The sequence below is a fragment of the Chitinivorax sp. PXF-14 genome (assembly GCF_040812015.1).
Taxonomy (GTDB): domain Bacteria; phylum Pseudomonadota; class Gammaproteobacteria; order Burkholderiales; family SCOH01; genus JBFNXJ01.
The window spans coordinates 68610-84394 of record NZ_JBFNXJ010000008.1 but is presented as its reverse complement, the minus strand read 5'-3'; the positions used below and the strand labels follow the sequence as shown (position 1 = coordinate 84394).

Sequence of the window (15785 nt, the reverse complement as noted above, 5' to 3'; positions counted from 1 at the left end):
CATGGCCTACGGCCCAGCTAATCAGCCTTGGCCGCCATGCTCGCATAGCGCGACAGGTAGCGGTCGAGCCGGGCGGGTGGGCGGCCTTCATCCTCGGCGATCTCCTTGCGCCGGATGGCGTTGCGCACCAGCGTCGCGCCGCACCAGCGCAGCGGCTCGGGCGGGAACAGGGCGAGCGGCCCGCGGGCCAGCCCGGAGCGCGTCCAGGCATCGTCCCGTCCGAGCAGCAGCGAGCTCAGTATCTGGCCGCCGAGGTAGCTCTGCACCACGCCGTTGCCTGAATAGCCAAAGCCGTAATGCACCTGCCCCGGGCCCGTAAGCCGGCCAAAGAACGGGAAGCCGGTGGCGGAGCGGTCCGACGCGCCATTCCAGCTCGCATCGATCGGCGTATCGGACAGGGCTGGGAAGAAGTGCCGCAGCGCGCGCGCCAGTTGCCCCCTGTGGCGGCTAGGCTGGTCGAAACCCGGGCGCAGGCGGTTGCCGAAGGGGATGTCGTTGCCGCCCTTGCCGAGCATCAGCCTGCCGTCCGGCGTGCTGCGCCAGTAATGGACGAAGGTGCGCAGGTCGCATACCGCCTGCCCGCGGCCCAGGCCCAGCGCCTCGATCACGGCTGGCTGCGGGGCGGTGACGACCATGTCGGACGACACCAGCACGATGCTGCGCGCGAACTGCGGAAAGGCGGTGGCCATGCTCGCATTGATGGCCAGCACGACCTGCCTGGCCTCGATGCGGGCCTGTGGCGTGGTGACGAGGCTGGGCTGGCCCGCTTGCAGCGTCAGCATCGGCGTGTGTTCGTAAATCCCGATGCCGAGCTGCTGCGCCACCCGGCGCAGCCCGCGCACAAGCCGGGCCGGCTGCAGCGTGCCGGCGGCATCGCTCGCCGCGCCGCCAGAGAGCCGCGCCGAGCCGCTCTGGCGCAGGCATTCGGCCGATGTCAGGGCGCGCCAGCGATTGATGCCATGCTGCGACAGCGCTGAAAACACCCGGTCGAGCGCGCCGGTCTGGGCAGCGTTGCTGGCGGCGTAAACGGCGCCGCCGAGGCGGATCTCCGCGTCGATGCCATGGCGCTGGCAAAAGTCGGCCATGTCGCCGACCGCCTGTTCGGATGCCCGCACCAGCCTGACGGCCTCGCTCTCGCCGAACAGCGCCAGGAGCGACAGGAACTTGGTCGACCAGGTCAGCATGCAGCCGCCGTTGCGGCCGGAGGCGCCGGCCCCGCAGATGTCGCGCTCGATCACGGCGATACGCCAGTCCGGCCGCGCCTGTTTGGCCTGGATGGCGGTCCACAGCCCGGTGTAGCCGCCGCCGACGATGCACACGTCGACATCGAGCGGGCCGGTTGCCGGCGGGGCCGGCGGTGCGTCGTCGAGCGCGAGCGCCTGGGCGAGCCAGAAGGGGCGGAAGGTGTCGCTCATGTCGCTGGCCTAGGGTTGTTCGCCGCGTTGCAGCCGGGCTTCGATCAGATCGAGGATGGCCGGCAGCTCGCCGACGGTATCGATCACATAGTGCGCGCCCGCCGCCTGCAACTCGGCCACGGCCGGGGCGCGGTGCTGCTCGCGCGCCGTGTCGTCGAGCGCTTGCCACTGCGCCGCGCTCAGGCCGACCGCGTTGCCGCTGGCGGCCAGGCCCACGGTCCACATGCCGGCGCGCAGGCCTTCTTCGATACCCGGCACGGTGTCGTCCACCTTCACGCAATGGCGCACGTCGCGCACGCCGAGCTCGATCACGTTGGCCAGCGCCATCCACGGGCCGGGCCGGCCGCCGGGACTGAGGTCGTCGGTCGCGACCGTGTGGTCGGGTGTGTAGCCCGCGGCGGCGGCCAGCGGCAGCAAGGCATCCATGACCACACGCGGGTAGCCCGAGCAGGAGCCGATCTTCAGGCCACGTCCGCGCAGCGTTGCCACGGCATCGAGCGCGCCCGGGATCAGTTGCGAATAGGCGCCGACGCGCGCCACCTGCAGCGGCATGAACTGCCGGTAGAGCCGGTCCACGTCGGCGTCGCGCATCGCGTCGCCGAATTTGTCGCGCCAGCGCGCGGCGACGCCGGGCAGGCGGCCCAGCGCCTGGATGTGGTCCCACTTGGCGAGGCCCATCGGCACCCGCGCTTCTTCGAGCCTGATCGGCACACCGACGCTGCCGAATACGTCGAGCAGCACCTGTGTCGGCGCGAACGAGCCGAAATCGACGATGGTGCCGGCCCAGTCGAAAATCACGGCTTCGAGATGTTGGTAGGTGTTGGACATGGTCATTCCTCGTTTTCGGTGTGCCAGCCGAGATCGACCAGCGATTGGGCGATGGCGGAAACAGCCTGGTCGATTTCCGCGTGGTCAATGGCGCCGATGCAGCCGACGCGGAAGGTGTCGAGCTGCGTCAGCTTGCCGGGGTAGAGCACGAAGCCTTTCTCGCGCACGGCTTCGTAGAAGCGCTTGAACTGGTAGTCGGGGTGAGCCGGCGCGTGGAAGGTCACGATGATCGGCGCCTGCAGGCCCGCATCGAGGAACAGGCGGAAGCCGTAGCGCCGCATGCCGGATACCAGCCGCTCGCAGTTGTGCGCATAACGTGCCAGCCGCGCCGGCTGGCCGCCTTCTTCGCGGTACTGGTCGAGCGCCGCGCGCAGGGCCGCGACGACATGGGTGGGCGGGGTGTAGCGCCACTGGCCGGATTTCTGCATGTACTCGTACTGGTCGAGCAGGTCCATTGCCAGCGAATGGCTGTTGCCGCGGCTGGCCTGCAGGGCATCCTGGCGCGCGATGACGAAGCCCATGCCCGGCACGCCTTCGAGACACTTGTTGCTGGAGGCGATCAGCGCGGCAATCGGCTGGCTGCCGACATCGATGGGCAGCGCGCCGAACGAGGACATTGCATCGACGATCAGCGCGCGCCCGGCTGCGGCGACGACACCGGAAATCTGGTCGAGCGGGTTCAGGATGCCGGTGCTGGTCTCGCAGTGGATCAGGCCGACATGGCTGATGGCCGGGTCGGCGGCCAGCCTGCGGGCGAGTTCTCGCGGATCGGGCGGCGTGTCGTCGGCGGTTTCGTAGGTGACGACCTGGCGGCCGATGATTTCCGCCGCTTGCGCCATGCGCTTGCCGTAGGCGCCGTTGACCATCACCAGCAGCTTGCCGTGGCGCGGCACCAGGTTGCCGATCGCGGCCTCGACGGCAAACGTGCCCGAGCCCTGCAAGGGCACGCAAACATGGCTCGCGGCACCATTGACGATGGCCAGCAGGTCGGCGCAGACGCTGGCGGTCAGCTCGTTGAACGAGCGGTCCCACGAGCCCCAGTCGATCAGCATGGCGGTCTTGGTACGCAGCGTGGTGGTGAGGGGGCCGGGTGTAAGCAGAATCGGGTCTCGCATGATGACTCCTGACATCTAGATGACTTTTTGTGTTCAATAAAACCGGGCACGCGGCCCGGTTGGGTTTGCCTGTCCGGCCATTGCCGTTCAGTGCCGTTCGGTGCTGCGCCAGCGCTGGCTGCGCGGCAGGATGCCGCGCGACACCAGTGCCAGCAGCAGGCAGACGGCGCCGGAACAGACAACGATCAGCGTCGCCATCGCAGCCGCCGCGGCGGTGTCGCCGGCGTCGTCCATATTCATCACCGCGACCGATGCCAGCGCGGTGTCGGGCGTGTACAGAAAGATCACGGCGGAGACCGTGGTCATCGCCGAGACGAAGAAGAAGCGCGCGATCTCCAGCATGGCCGGCAGGCAGGCCGGGAGCGTGACGCGCCACAGCGTCAGCCACACCGGCACTTTCAGCGACGCGGCGACCGATTCGAATTCCGGGTCGAGCTGCTTCAGCGCGGTCACGGCGGTCAGGTGGGCGGTCGTGTAGAAATGCGCAACCGAGCAGCACACCAGGATGGCCATGGTGCCGTACAGGCCATGGAGCGGGTTGTTGGCCGGGTTGAAGAAGAAGATGTAGCCCAGGCCCAACACCAGCCCCGGCACTGCCATCGGCAGCATCGCCAGCGCGTGCAGCGTGCGGCGGGCCGTGCCGGCCACGCGCAGCTTCTCGCTGCACCAGGCGCCGAGGAAGACCAGCACGCTGCCCGCCACGGCGGTGCCGAGCGCCATCTTCAGGCTGTTGTAGAACGCCAGCCAGCCGCCGCCATCGACATCGTCGAAGTCGAAATGGGCCAGTGTCGGCGCCAGGTTGTAAGGCCACAGCTTCATGAACCCGGCGGCGATGGCGGTCCCCAGCATCGCCACCAGCCACAGCGCCAGCACGCTGCAGCAGGCCGTCGCCAGCAGGCGGATCAGCCAGCCGCCGGCGGGCCGCAAGGGCTGCGCCTTGGCGGTGACGAGCGCCGTCTGCCGCTGGTGCAGATGGCGGTCGACCAGGAAGGACAGGATCGCCGGCACCAGCAGCATCAGCCCGATCACCGCGCCCCGCGGGAAATTCTGCTGGCCGATCACCTGCTTGTAGGCCTCGACCGCCAGCACCGGGTACTGCCCGCCGATCACCTTGGGCACGCCGAAATCGGTGACGACCAGCGTGAACACCACCAGCGCTGCCGACACCAGCCCATAGCGGGTCGCGGGCAGGGTGACGGTGAGGAACTGGCGGATGCGGCCGGCGCCCAGCGTGGTGGCCGCTTCGTAGAGCCGTGCATCGCCGACCGCCAGCGCGGTCAGCAGGATCATCACCGCGTAGGGAAAGGTGTAGAACGCCTCGCCCATGACGATGCCGGTGAAGCCGTAGATGCCGCCATCGGGGAACCACGTCTTGAGCATGCCCTGGTTGCCGAACAGGTAGACCAGCGAGATGCCCGGCAGCAGCGACGGCGCCAGCAGCGGCAGCAGGGCCGTGACGCGGAACAGCGGCTTGAGCGGCATCGTGGTGCGGGTGACGGCGGCGGCGAACAGGTAAGCCAGCGGCACGACCAGCGCGGTCGTCGTCAGCGCCACCTTGAGGCTGTTCCAGATCACACGCTCGAGGCCGGGCTGCGCCAGCGTCGCGAGGATCGGGCCTGCGCCCGCGAATTCGCCGTGCTCGCCGGTCAGCGCCTTGCCGAGTATGGCGGCCAGCGGCAGCGCGATGAACACCACCATGGCCAGCAGCAGCAGCCAGGCCAGGCAACCGGCGGCGCGCTCGCTGGACGAGGCCAGGGGGCGCGCGGGCCAGTGCAGGGCGGTCAACATGCTGCCCCCTGCGGCAGAAAGACCTTGAGCCGATCGACATCGAGCGACACGGGGACCCGCCGCTCGGTCGTCAACGCGAGGCCGTGCAACTGGGCGTGCGTGATGTCGGCGCGCACCGTCTGCGAGCCCCAGGCCGGCACCGCGAGGTGGACGCGGTAGATCGGCCCAAGCAGTTCGAGCTTGACGATGTCGGCCAGCACCGCGTCGGGCGTGGCCGGCCAGTGGGCGTGCAGCGTCACGTCCTCGGGGCGCAGGAACAGCTCGACCTTTGAACCCGAGGCTAGCTGCGGCAATGTGGCGACCATGATGTCCTCGTGGCCGAAGCTGACGCGGCCCGGCCCGCTCACTGTGGCCGCCAGCCAGTTGGCCTGGCCCACGAAATCGGCCACGAAGCGGCTGGCAGGCTCGCGATAGACATCGAGCGGGCTGCCGACCTGCTCGATCGCGCCGCCATTCATCACCACCACGCGATCGGCCATCAGCAGAGCCTCTTCCTGGTCATGCGTGACCATGATCGTGGTGATGCCGAGTTTTTCCTGGAGCGACTTGATCTCGCCGCGCAGATGCTCGCGTACCCGGGCATCGAGCGCCGACAGCGGCTCGTCGAGCAGCAGCAGGCTGGGCGAGGTCGCCAGCGCCCGCGCCAGTGCGACGCGCTGTTGCTGCCCGCCCGACAGTTGGGCCGGGTAGCGCTGTTCGATGCTTTCCAGGTCGATCAGCGCGAGCAGCTCGCGCACCCGCCGGGCACGGTCCTCGCGGCGGCCGCGCAGGCCGTAGGCAATGTTCTCGGCCGCGGTGAGATTGGGAAACAGCGCGTAGGACTGGAACACGATGCCATAGTCGCGCTGGCTCGGCGGCAGCCGGGTGATGTCGCGGCCCTGCATGACGATGGCGCCGGCATCGGGCTGATCGAGCCCGGCAATCTGCCGCAGCAGCGTCGTCTTGCCGCAGCCGGAGGGCCCGAGCAGGCAGACGAATTCGCCCTTGCCGATGCCGAGGTCGAGTCCCTTCAGCACCGTGTGCTGGCCGAAGCGCTTGTGCAGGCCGCTGATGCGCAGGTAGCCGGCATCGTGCCCGGCGCCGGGCGCGGCCTGGGGTTTGGAGAGCAGGAAGGCGAGATCGTTTTTCATTGGGCAGGTTTCAGCAGCGTTGCCGCCATGGCCAGGTAGTGTTCGAAGGGGGGCGTGATCGCATCGACCGCCTTGGCCGCGTCATCGCAATGGCGCAGGCCGATGGCCTCGGCGGCATATGGCCGCAGACTGAAGCGAGCAGCCTCGTCCGCCGTCATCGGCCCACCCTGCAGGGCGAGCGACTGGCGCGAGGCGTCAGACAGCAGCGCCAGGTAATCAGGGTGCAGTGCACACAGGTAGCGCTTGGCCGCCACGTGCAGCGCGATCGGCTGCAGCACCTCGTCGCCGAACAGCGCGCGCAGGGCGTTGACGCCGACGGCTTCATGGTGATCGTCGATGCCGTTGGCGACATCGTGATTGCCCTGGCCGGCGACGAGGTGGCCGACATCGTGCAGCAGCGCGGCGACGATCAGCGACGGCGCGGCGCCGCTCGCCTCGGCCGCGTGGGCCGACTGCAGCGCATGCGCAAGCTGGCTGACGGCCTCGCCGCCGTAGCGCGACTGGCCCTGGCCCAGGTATAGCGCAGAGAGCGCGTCGAGCGATTCGATAACGTTAGGGTTCATGGTGCAAACGCGATGGGCGGGCGCAGGCGCCCGCCATTGAAACAGGGGCCGGGCGCCAGGCCCGGCGGGCGCTTATTTCCTGGGCTCGGACTTGGCGTCGTAGCGCTTGGTCCATTCGGCCAGGATGGTGTCGCGGTTCGATGCGGACCAGCGCAGGTCCTGCTTGATCAGCATCTGCTCGTAATTGGCCGGGATGAAGGCGTTCGGCTTGGCGACGCCAGGCATGGCCACCACGGCGAAGTTCTTCTCGTACAGCTCGTTGGCCGAGCGCGAAGCGGACCAGTCGGCCAGGCGGCGGGCGGCATCGAGATTCCTGGTGCCCTTCATGATGCCGGTGGCTTCGACATCCCAGCCCAGGCCTTCCTTCGGGAACACCAGATCGATCGGCGCGCCGCCTTCCTTCAGCTTGGCCGCGCGGTATTCGAACGAGATGCCGACCGGAAACTCGCCAGCAGCCACCTGCTTGCACGGCTTCGAGCCCGAATGGGTGTACTGCGCGATGTTGTCGTGCAGCTTGTCCATATAGCTCCAGCCTTCCTTGTCGCCGTACAGCTTGAGCCACGCGGTCACGTCGAAATAGCCGGTGCCGCTGGAGGCCGGGTTGGGCATGACGATCTTGCCGCGGTATTCAGGCTTGAGCAGGTCCTTCCACGATTCCGGCTTCTTCAGGCCCTGTTTGGCGGCTTCGACAGTGTTGAAGCAGATGGTCGAAGCCCACACGTCCATGCCGACCCAGGCCGGCGGGGTGGCGTCATCGACATAGCCCTTGCTGAGCTTGCCGACATCCTTAGGCGCGTAGCCCTGCAGCATGCCTTCCTTTTCGAGTACCAGCAGCGACGAGGCCGCGACGCCCATCACCACGTCGGCCTGCGGGTTGGCTTTTTCGGCCAGCAACTTGGCGGTGATGATGCCGGTGGAGTCGCGCACCCACTTGATCTTGATGCTCGGGTTTTCTTCTTCGAATTTCTGCTGGTATGCCTTGAGCTGGTCCGCTTCGAGCGCGGTGTAGACGGTCAGCGTGGCGTCGGCGAAGGCGTGAGAGGCAGCCAGTGCGAGCACGGCGGCGGTGATGCGGGAGAGAGACAACATGTCGAATGCCCCATTGCGTTGGTGGATGACACGCAGGATACGGGGCAGATGTTACAAGCCGGTGACATCTAGATGTCCGGCGCTAACAGCCATTCAGTCTGGCTCCACGACGATTTGCACCGCGTCGCCGCCAAAGCGCGTGATGCCGTATTCGATCGGCGTCCCCGCCGCATCGGCATAGACGCTCTCGACATACAGCACGGGCTGGGTCTTGCCTTGCTGCAGCGCGCGCGCCACCTCGGGGCGCGGCAGCCGCGCGCTGATGCGGCTCATGGTGCGGGAGAACGCACCGATGCCGAAGCGGGCAAAGGCCTCGGCTGCGCTGCCGCAAGCGCCGTAAACCTCGATGAAACCGGCAAAGCGCGGCAGAGGGAAATACTGCGTGCACACGCTGACCACGCGGCCATCCGCCAGATCGTGTGATTCGACGCGCAGCAGCGCCGTGCCGGGCTCGACGCCGAGCAGCGCGGCCACGTCGCCTGCCGCCGCGATCTCGGCCCAGGACTGCACCGCCACGTCGCTGACCAGATGCTGGCTGGCCAGGCTATGCGAGAAGCGGCTCGACCGGCCGAGCCGGTAGTCGATCATTTCTTCCTGGACGAAGGTGCCGCGGCCATGCTCGATGCGCACCAGGCCCTTGGCCTGCAGCGCCTGCACCGCCTGCCGCACCGTGTGGCGATTGACCTCGAAACGCTCGGCCAGCGCCTGCTCGTTGGGCAGCCGGCCATGCAGCCGGCGCTTGAGGATGTCGTCGCGGAGTGTGGTTTCGATCTGAACCCACAACGGCGTTCCGCTTGGGCGCGTGGCACGGCTGCTCATGAGGAATAGGGCGGGGTGGATGACGGGCGCCGCCAACATAGCACAGCTCGCCGTGCCGGACGAGTGCACCTGCCGCCGCAGGTGCCGCCCGTGGCCGATGGGGGCATTGCAGCGCAGCCGTGCGCGGGGCTGGCGGCCACGATGGATAAGCACGGCGCCGCCATCATGAAAAAAACCGCCCGGCTGTATGACCGGGCGGGTCGGGTCAAGCTTGGACTGCGGTTTGCCGGGGGCTGGCCAACCTTGTCAGGCTGCCGCCCGCAATCTGCTGATGCCGCTGCGCTGGTTGGCGCGCTTCGCCAGCTGGCGCTCTTCCTCGGTGGCGTAATCGCGGTCCCAGGCCAGCACCTTCGGCGTCATCAGCGCATGCCACAGCGGCGGGATCATCGCCACCAGGATGGTGGTCAGGTAGCCGCCGACCATGGTCGGTGCATCGGGGAACGGCTTCAGGTCCTGGTAGGGCACCTCGCCCTGGGCGTGGTGGTGCGAGTGGCGCGTCAGGTTGAACATCGACCAGGAGCTGATGCGGCGGGTGGTGTTCCACGAGTGGCGCGGCTGCACCGGTGTCTCCGGATTGCGCACCATGCCGTAGTGCTCCATGTAGTTGACGATTTCGAGCAATGCCTTGCCCCACAATGCGCACAGGGTGAAGAAGCCCGCAGCCACCGGCCCGCCGATGTACCAGGCGCCCAGCAACAGCAGCACGCTCATCAGGTGGCCGCGCAGGAAGGCGTTGTGGTACGAGAACAGGCCATAGCCACGGCGCTGCAGGCGGCGCTTTTCGATCTTCCAGGCGCTGACGTTGCTCATGATGGTCGAGGCCAGCACGTGGTAGTAGACATTGCGGCCGCGCGGCGCGGTGGCCGGGTCATGCTCGGTGGAGACATAACGGTGATGACCGTACACGTGCTCGATCGCGAAGACCGTGTCGAAGCTGAATGCCAGCAGCCAGCGGCCGACCAGCATCGAGATCGGGTCCCAAGTGCGGTGCGTCAGCTCGTGGGCGGTGATGGTGCCGATCATGCCGATCATCAGGCCGGTCAGCAGGATGGCCGACACATGGTGGCCGATGCCGGTCGCGTTGCGCAGCGCCAGCACATCGATGCCGCTGAGCCCGCTGATCATGGCGCCAAAGCCTAGCGGATCGCCCGGGCTCACGCTCCAGACTGCGGAGAACACGATCAGCGACAACAGCGGCAGCGCGAGCCACAGCTGCACCGTCAATATGCCGGGGTGGCGGTAGTTTGGCGTGGACAGATCGTCGCCGGCGATCGCGTCGCCGATGAAGTAGAAGCCGAGCACCGTCAGCAGGCCATAAGTGGTGTACTGGCCGCCGGCCAGGATGCACAGCACGGCCAGCATGGCGATGCCATGGAACAGGAAGTACTTGAGGTAATCGAACAGCCCCGCGTCGTTCGCCGCCGAAGTCTTGGGCAAGACAGGCGCTGCCTGGCGTGCCGGCTGGCTCTTGGCTGGTGTGTCCTGCCGTGTCAGGAAACGGTCGGCATGGATGCGCTTTGGCCCGACACCACCTCTCTGCAGCCGCTTCTCCGCCGTATCGATCATCACCGGCGGGCCGCACAGATAGACGTCCGCGCCGTCGGCGAGATGCCGTTGCAGGTGATCGGTGACCAGCCCGCGTTCGCCGGCCCAGCCGTCATTGGGGCCAGCTTCGGAGAGCACCGGCACAAAACGGAAATCACCGCGCCAGCTGCGGCGGATGGCCTCGATCTCGTCGAGCGCATACAGGTCGCGCTCGGTGCGGGCGCCGAACAGCAGCGCCACCGGCCGCGAGCAGCCGTCCTGCGCGGCCTGCTGCAACAGCGCCAGGATCGGTGCGAGGCCGCTGCCTCCCGCCACCAGCAGCAGCGGGGTACGCCCTTCGCGCAGCCAGAAGTCGCCTGCGGGGCCATCCACACGGACGGTTTCGCCAATCAGCTCGCGCTCATTGATGGCCGTCGAGAACACGCCGCCCGGCACCTTGCGCACGAAGAATTCCACGCGGCCATCGGCCTGCGGCGGGGTGGCGAACGAGTAGCTACGGCTGATGCTCGGCAGCGAGCCGATGCTGATATCGGCGAACTGGCCGGCCTGGTAGTCCAGCGGCGTGTCGAGCTGCACCTGCAGGCGGGTGATATCGTGGGTCAGCTTGCTCTGGCCCACCACCTTGCCGCTCACCTGCTGGCGCGGCACTGCGCCCGCCAGGTCGACTTCGATGCGCACATCGCTGCGCGGCACGCTCTGGCAAGCCAGGATGAAACCCTGGTCGAGCTCCTCGTCGCTGAGGATATAGGTGGTCTCGGTCAACTCTTTGACCTTGCCCTCGGCCAGCTTGCACTTGCAGTTGGCGCAGCCGCCGACGCGGCAGCTGTGCGGAAAGGCAATGCCTTCGCGCAGCGCGGCCTGCAGCAGCGTTTCGTCCGGCGCCACCGTGATCGGCCGGCCATTGATGTGGGCGGTATTGGGCCCCTGGCGGGATCTTGTTGTCAGCATGGGATCTCCTTCTTTGTGGTATGTGGTTTGTGGTTTGTGGTGACCCGATGTTATGGTGCCCACACAGCCCACCGAGAGAGGGCGGATTGACATTGACGGGTCATTTATTGACAATTTGTCATCCCACCATCTTTCGCCCCCCATGTCTGGATCCGACTATCCCTTGCCTGGTTTCTACATCCGCCAGATCGCCGAACAGATCCAGGCGAGTGGAGGCGATGTCGGGCAATGGCTCGCCCAAAACGGCATGACGCTGGCGCAGCTGATTGATCCATCGCTGCAGCCCGCGTTCCCGCAGGTGCAGCAACTGGTACGCGACGCGCTCGCGATCACCGGCGAGCCCGCGCTGGGCCTGCTGGTTGGCGCCAGGCTGCCGCCCAACGCCCACGGGATTCTCGGCTATGCGGCAATGAACAGCGGCACGCTGCGCGAGGCATTCGAGCTGATCGAGCGCTACCTGCCGGTGCGCACCACGCTCGTCAACGTCCGCCATATGGCCCATGGCGACGAGATGCGGCTCGTCTTCGAAGAGAAACTGCCGCTCGACGATATCGCCCGGCCGGTGCTCGAAGCCGTCGTACTGACCTTTGCGCGGCTGCTCGAAGCCGTCAGTGCCGGCGCCTGCCGGGTCCGCGTCGTCGCCTTCCCGTTTGCCGCGCCGGACTACGCGGCGCTGGCGGATGAGATGTTCGCCTGCCCGGTGCGCTACGGCCAGGATTGGGCTGGCTACGCCTTCCCGCTGGCCGAGGTCGACCAGCCGCTCAAGATGGCCGACCCGAACGCCTTTGCCGAAGCCGTGGCGATCTGCCAGCGCGAGCTCGAAAAGCTCACGCGCTCGGCCTCGCTAAGCACCCGCGTGCGCCGGCTGCTGCTGGAGGCAAACGGCAATTTCCCGTCACTTGCCGTCGCCGCGCGCCTGCTCTACATGACGCAGCGCACACTGCACCGCCACCTGCTGCAGGAAGGGACATCGTTCAAGGCCATCCTGGAGGATGTCCGGCGGACACGCGCGATAGAGCACCTGAAGGCCGGCAATATCAGCATCCAGGAGATCGCCTACACGCTCGGCTACACCGATCTGGCGAATTTCCGCCGCGCCTTCAAGCGCTGGGAAGGCGTGCCGCCGTCCGAATATGGCAAGGCGCAGCAGGCGCGCAAGGCGGGTTGACGGGATGCGGCCAGTTCTCGCAGGCATCGCATGAAGGTGAGGAGGGGATCGTCCCCAACTGCGGCCGCGCATCGCCAGCGATGCACGACCGTCAGTGGAAGAGGGAAGGCAATCGACTAACGATTGATGGGAAAGCCCTTGTCGTTCGAGCCAAGGCTGCGCCCGGACAGGTGCATCGGCCTTCAACGTGTGCTCAAGCGCCTGTGCGCGCTGTGCGCCGCAGCACGACATGCGTAGCCTTCTCCGATGCGACGGATTCAACGCACTCGTAGCCCAGCGTCCGCAAGTCCAACCCTTCGAACAGCGGCTCCCCTCGGCCGAGCAGCACCGGCGAGATCGCGATGTGCAGCTCATCGATCAGGCCCTCGCGCAGATATTGCCGGATGGTGGCCGGCCCGCCGCCTATCCGCACGTCCAGCCCGGCCGCGGCCTCGCGTGCACGGTCGAGCGCCTCGTGCATGCCGCCCGTGATGAAGTGGAAGGTCGTGCCGCCTTCCATCTCGATGGGGGCACGCGCATGATGGGTCAGGACGAAGACGGGCACGTGATACGGCGGATTGTCGCCCCACCAGCCTTTCCAGTTGCTGTCCGCCCAGTCGCCACGAATCGGGCCGAACATGTTCCTACCGAGTATCCAGGCCCCGACACGGTCAAAGCCACGGGCGGCGAAATCATCGTCGACGCCGGTCGTGCCGCCGTCCTTGCCGAACAGGGCCCGCAGGAAGGTGCGGGTCGGGATGAGCCACTGGTGCAGCTCCGTCCCGCCCACGCCGAGCGGGTTGTCGAGGTCTTGATCCGGGCCGGCGCCGTACCCGTCGAGCGAAATGGTGAAACCTTCAACGCGGACACGTGCCATTGTTTGCCTCCGTTGATATGCCTATGTGCAAGATGCGATGGAATGCCGGGGCCCGCACGGCCTAATGGCTCACTTAGTCACTTTCAAACGGGACACGACGGAAAGTGATCGGCCAGACACGCGATCTTTGACGTTCGCCGTAATCTTGTAGTCGCCGACAGGGTCGGTCTTGTCAAAACCCACGCTCATGCTCGCCTGGCCGAGCTGCAAGAATCGTTGCTGCATCGGCTTTCCGATCCAGACGGGGCCGCCACCAGCAGGTGTTTTCTTGCCATCCGCGTCTTCGAGAACGAATTCGACTACCACGTCGCAAACACCCTCGGCGTCCGGGGCGCAGCCATGAAAGATGAGGAGCGCCGAGACAGCGGCGCCAAGACGTACGGTGTTGGTCGTACTCAGACGCGGTGGCGTCTTTGAGGTGTTCCATGCCTGGCGAAACCGGTCTTCATCCGCCGTCAGCACGATTTGCACGCCGAAGTCACCGGCGCTGCGCATGCTTTCCGTGTCTGGAATCGCTTTGCCTGTCGGGTCAATCCATGCGCCATGCGCAGCAAGCGAAAGGAGCGCAACGAGAAAAACCAAACACCATTTCATAAAAGGGCTCCATGAGCGGGGCAGAGACGGTAAGGGGCTGCGGAGCACGGCACTATTTGGCTGCTTGCTCGATCTGCTTCCCCGCGATGTTGCCAGTGAGAAGCCCCTCCCGCCACTCGGACAGCTCGGCGGAGACGATGGCTTCCATATTGTTTACCAGGTCTTCGAGTGACTTCGCATCCTTGGGGTCACGTTCGGTGCGGACAGCGTAGCGCAACTTCACCCACTTCAGCCGCTCTGCGGCAGAGGCAAAGTTGACGTACTTGTTTCTAAAGCGAAACGTCGTGCTCAACCCCGTTGCAACGGTTGTCACCACCGCCGGCAGCACCACGGCCCACTTCTCCAGGCCGTCGATCGCAGCGGCAAAGGCCGTTGTGCCGGCAGCCAGAACAACCAAGGTCTGGAGCGTATTGTCGAGTAGGCGTTGTGTACGTTTTTGCCTTTCGTACCAGGCAATCAGCTCATCGCAGCGACGAAGCGCGCGCTCGGCGGCAGACGTGGGTTCGGTGGGCTTCATCAGCGAGCTCCAAGGGTAATGTGTGGCGGGGGCCTAACGAGTCAACACCATGATCGACGAACGCGGTGTTGACTGGCGTCCTTGCCCCATGCCAGACAATGCCGGATAAGGCTTCGCGCCAATCGTGAAAGCGCTTATGGCCTGGTCATCGAGCTTGAATGCGCGTACGGGCTCGGGCATGTCGCGGACTCCCCATCGTCATCGCCGCAGCTGACGCCAAACCAAGCCAAGAACGCGCCGGCGCTGACTGGCAAACCCGGCCCGCTCCCAACGATGACTTATTTCGGCATCGCCGTCGTGCGCAGGTAAGGTAGCTTGATGTCGATCTTGCCGTATTTCTCGCGGGCCTGATCGTCGTTGAGCGCGAGGGCGACGATGACGTCTTCGCCTACCATCCAGTTGGCAGGTGTGGCGAGCGGTGCGTTGTAGGTCAGCTGCAGGGCATCGAGGGCGCGCAGGACTTCGGCGAAGTTGCGGCCGACCGACATCGGGTAGGTCATCGACAGCTTGAGTTTCTTGTCCGGCCCAATGATGAATACCGAGCGCACGGTGGCAGTATCGGCGGCGGTGCGGCCATCGGGCAGGTAGGCCTCGGCCGGCAGCATGTCAAATGCCTTCGACACCGCCAGGCCTTCGTCGGCGATGATCGGGAAGCCAGCCTTGGTGCCGGCGTAGCCTTCGATGTCGCCTTTCCATCTCTTGTGGGCATCCACGCCGTCCACCGACACGCCGATCACCTTGGTGCGGCGTTTGGCCCATTCGTCCGCCAGGTGGGCGACGGCACCGAATTCGGTGGTGCAGACCGGGGTGAAGTCCTTGGGGTGGGAAAACAGGATGGCCCAGCCGTTGCCTATCCAGTCATGGAAGGTGATGGCGCCCTGATCGGTGTCAGCGCTGAAGTTGGGAACGAGATCGTTGATGCGCAGTGCCATGGTGATTCTCCAGAGGGTTAATGCACGGTTATGGTTGCTGGGGTGGGGCATTGGCGCGCTGCCGGCCTGCGGTGCCGTGTGTGGCCGGGGCACCTGGCTGCGGCGTGGCAGGCATATCGGTGGAAACGGGGCCTGCCGATCGCACCGCCCGCCATTCGATCCCTATTGGCGGCGGGGCGGCCGCCGTCCACGAAAGCAGGCCGGCCTGCTCAGCCAGTATAGGCGCTAACCGGGCGATGGTTTGCGGCGTTTCCAGCGGGCCAAACGGTACCTGCCAGACGCTCAGGTGCCGTTTGGCAAGCGTGTTGCCTGCCGGTGGCGAGTCGAGTTCCGTGCGAAATGGCAGACGATTGAACCTTCACGTCCAGCACGCCACAAAAGATGGATGATGCCGCCCATCGCGTCAGGCAAGCCGCGGCGCGCGCCATGGGCGTGCCGCCGGCGTTTTTGCGATAATGGCCGGATGGTGGCAATGGCG

14 protein-coding genes are annotated in these 15785 nt (G+C 66.5%); 1 reads left to right on the top strand and 13 read right to left on the bottom strand.

The annotated features are described in order from the left end of the window. Nucleotides 1-17 precede the first annotated feature (17 nt). From ABWL39_RS11460 to ABWL39_RS11420, 9 genes are all read right to left on the bottom strand, one after another. The gene (locus ABWL39_RS11460) at nucleotides 18-1415 is read right to left on the bottom strand and encodes an FAD-dependent oxidoreductase (RefSeq protein WP_367790755.1); all 1398 of its coding nucleotides are present in this window, start codon (nucleotides 1413-1415) and stop codon (nucleotides 18-20) included. Between the two features lie 9 nt (nucleotides 1416-1424). Continuing rightward, a complete protein-coding gene (gene phnX, locus ABWL39_RS11455; RefSeq protein ID WP_367790752.1) occupies nucleotides 1425-2243 on the bottom strand; it encodes a phosphonoacetaldehyde hydrolase in 819 nt (272 codons plus the stop codon). Nucleotides 2244-2245: 2 nt separating this feature from the next. Beyond that, a complete protein-coding gene (locus ABWL39_RS11450; RefSeq protein ID WP_367790750.1) occupies nucleotides 2246-3358 on the bottom strand; it encodes a 2-aminoethylphosphonate--pyruvate transaminase in 1113 nt (370 codons plus the stop codon). Nucleotides 3359-3445: 87 nt separating this feature from the next. After that, nucleotides 3446-5146, bottom strand: coding sequence for a putative 2-aminoethylphosphonate ABC transporter permease subunit (locus ABWL39_RS11445; RefSeq protein ID WP_367790748.1), 1701 nt, complete (start codon nucleotides 5144-5146; stop codon nucleotides 3446-3448). Beyond that, nucleotides 5140-6276 (bottom strand): putative 2-aminoethylphosphonate ABC transporter ATP-binding protein, encoded by a 1137-nt coding sequence (locus ABWL39_RS11440; RefSeq protein ID WP_367790745.1) that lies wholly within the window; start codon nucleotides 6274-6276, stop codon nucleotides 5140-5142. Before ABWL39_RS11440 ends, ABWL39_RS11445 begins: the two co-directional genes overlap by 7 nt. Continuing rightward, the gene (locus ABWL39_RS11435; RefSeq protein ID WP_367790742.1) at nucleotides 6273-6839 is read right to left on the bottom strand and encodes a phosphonate degradation HD-domain oxygenase; all 567 of its coding nucleotides are present in this window, start codon (nucleotides 6837-6839) and stop codon (nucleotides 6273-6275) included. Before ABWL39_RS11435 ends, ABWL39_RS11440 begins: the two co-directional genes overlap by 4 nt. A gap of 72 nt (nucleotides 6840-6911) precedes the next feature. Further along, nucleotides 6912-7928 carry a putative 2-aminoethylphosphonate ABC transporter substrate-binding protein gene (locus tag ABWL39_RS11430; protein ID WP_367790738.1) on the bottom strand — a complete coding sequence of 339 codons (1017 nt, stop codon included), beginning with the start codon at nucleotides 7926-7928 and terminating at the stop codon, nucleotides 6912-6914. A 93-nt stretch (nucleotides 7929-8021) separates the two neighbouring features. Continuing rightward, nucleotides 8022-8747 (bottom strand): phosphonate metabolism transcriptional regulator PhnF, encoded by a 726-nt coding sequence (gene phnF, locus ABWL39_RS11425; RefSeq protein ID WP_367790735.1) that lies wholly within the window; start codon nucleotides 8745-8747, stop codon nucleotides 8022-8024. A 246-nt stretch (nucleotides 8748-8993) separates the two neighbouring features. Next, entirely contained in the window at nucleotides 8994-11240 is a 2247-nt protein-coding gene (locus ABWL39_RS11420; RefSeq protein WP_367790732.1) for a fatty acid desaturase, read from the bottom strand. Between the two features lie 142 nt (nucleotides 11241-11382). Here ABWL39_RS11420 and ABWL39_RS11415 point away from each other — a divergent pair, with 142 nt between their 5' ends. After that, nucleotides 11383-12408 carry an AraC family transcriptional regulator gene (locus tag ABWL39_RS11415; RefSeq protein ID WP_367790729.1) on the top strand — a complete coding sequence of 342 codons (1026 nt, stop codon included), beginning with the start codon at nucleotides 11383-11385 and terminating at the stop codon, nucleotides 12406-12408. A gap of 193 nt (nucleotides 12409-12601) precedes the next feature. Here ABWL39_RS11415 and ABWL39_RS11410 read toward each other — a convergent pair whose 3' ends face one another. The 4 genes from ABWL39_RS11410 to ABWL39_RS11395 all read right to left on the bottom strand — a co-directional run bounded on the left by ABWL39_RS11410 (nucleotide 12602) and on the right by ABWL39_RS11395 (nucleotide 15307). Next, nucleotides 12602-13264, bottom strand: a complete 663-nt coding sequence (locus ABWL39_RS11410; protein WP_367790727.1) for a dihydrofolate reductase family protein — start codon at nucleotides 13262-13264, stop codon at nucleotides 12602-12604. Nucleotides 13265-13333: 69 nt separating this feature from the next. Further along, nucleotides 13334-13858 carry a hypothetical protein gene (locus ABWL39_RS11405; RefSeq protein ID WP_367790724.1) on the bottom strand — a complete coding sequence of 175 codons (525 nt, stop codon included), beginning with the start codon at nucleotides 13856-13858 and terminating at the stop codon, nucleotides 13334-13336. A gap of 52 nt (nucleotides 13859-13910) precedes the next feature. Beyond that, nucleotides 13911-14375, bottom strand: a complete 465-nt coding sequence (locus tag ABWL39_RS11400) for a DUF4231 domain-containing protein (protein WP_367790721.1) — start codon at nucleotides 14373-14375, stop codon at nucleotides 13911-13913. 278 nt (nucleotides 14376-14653) lie between these two features. Continuing rightward, on the bottom strand, nucleotides 14654-15307 hold the full coding sequence (locus ABWL39_RS11395) for a peroxiredoxin (protein WP_367790718.1): 654 nt from the start codon (nucleotides 15305-15307) through the stop codon (nucleotides 14654-14656). Between the last annotated feature and the right edge of the window lie 478 nt (nucleotides 15308-15785).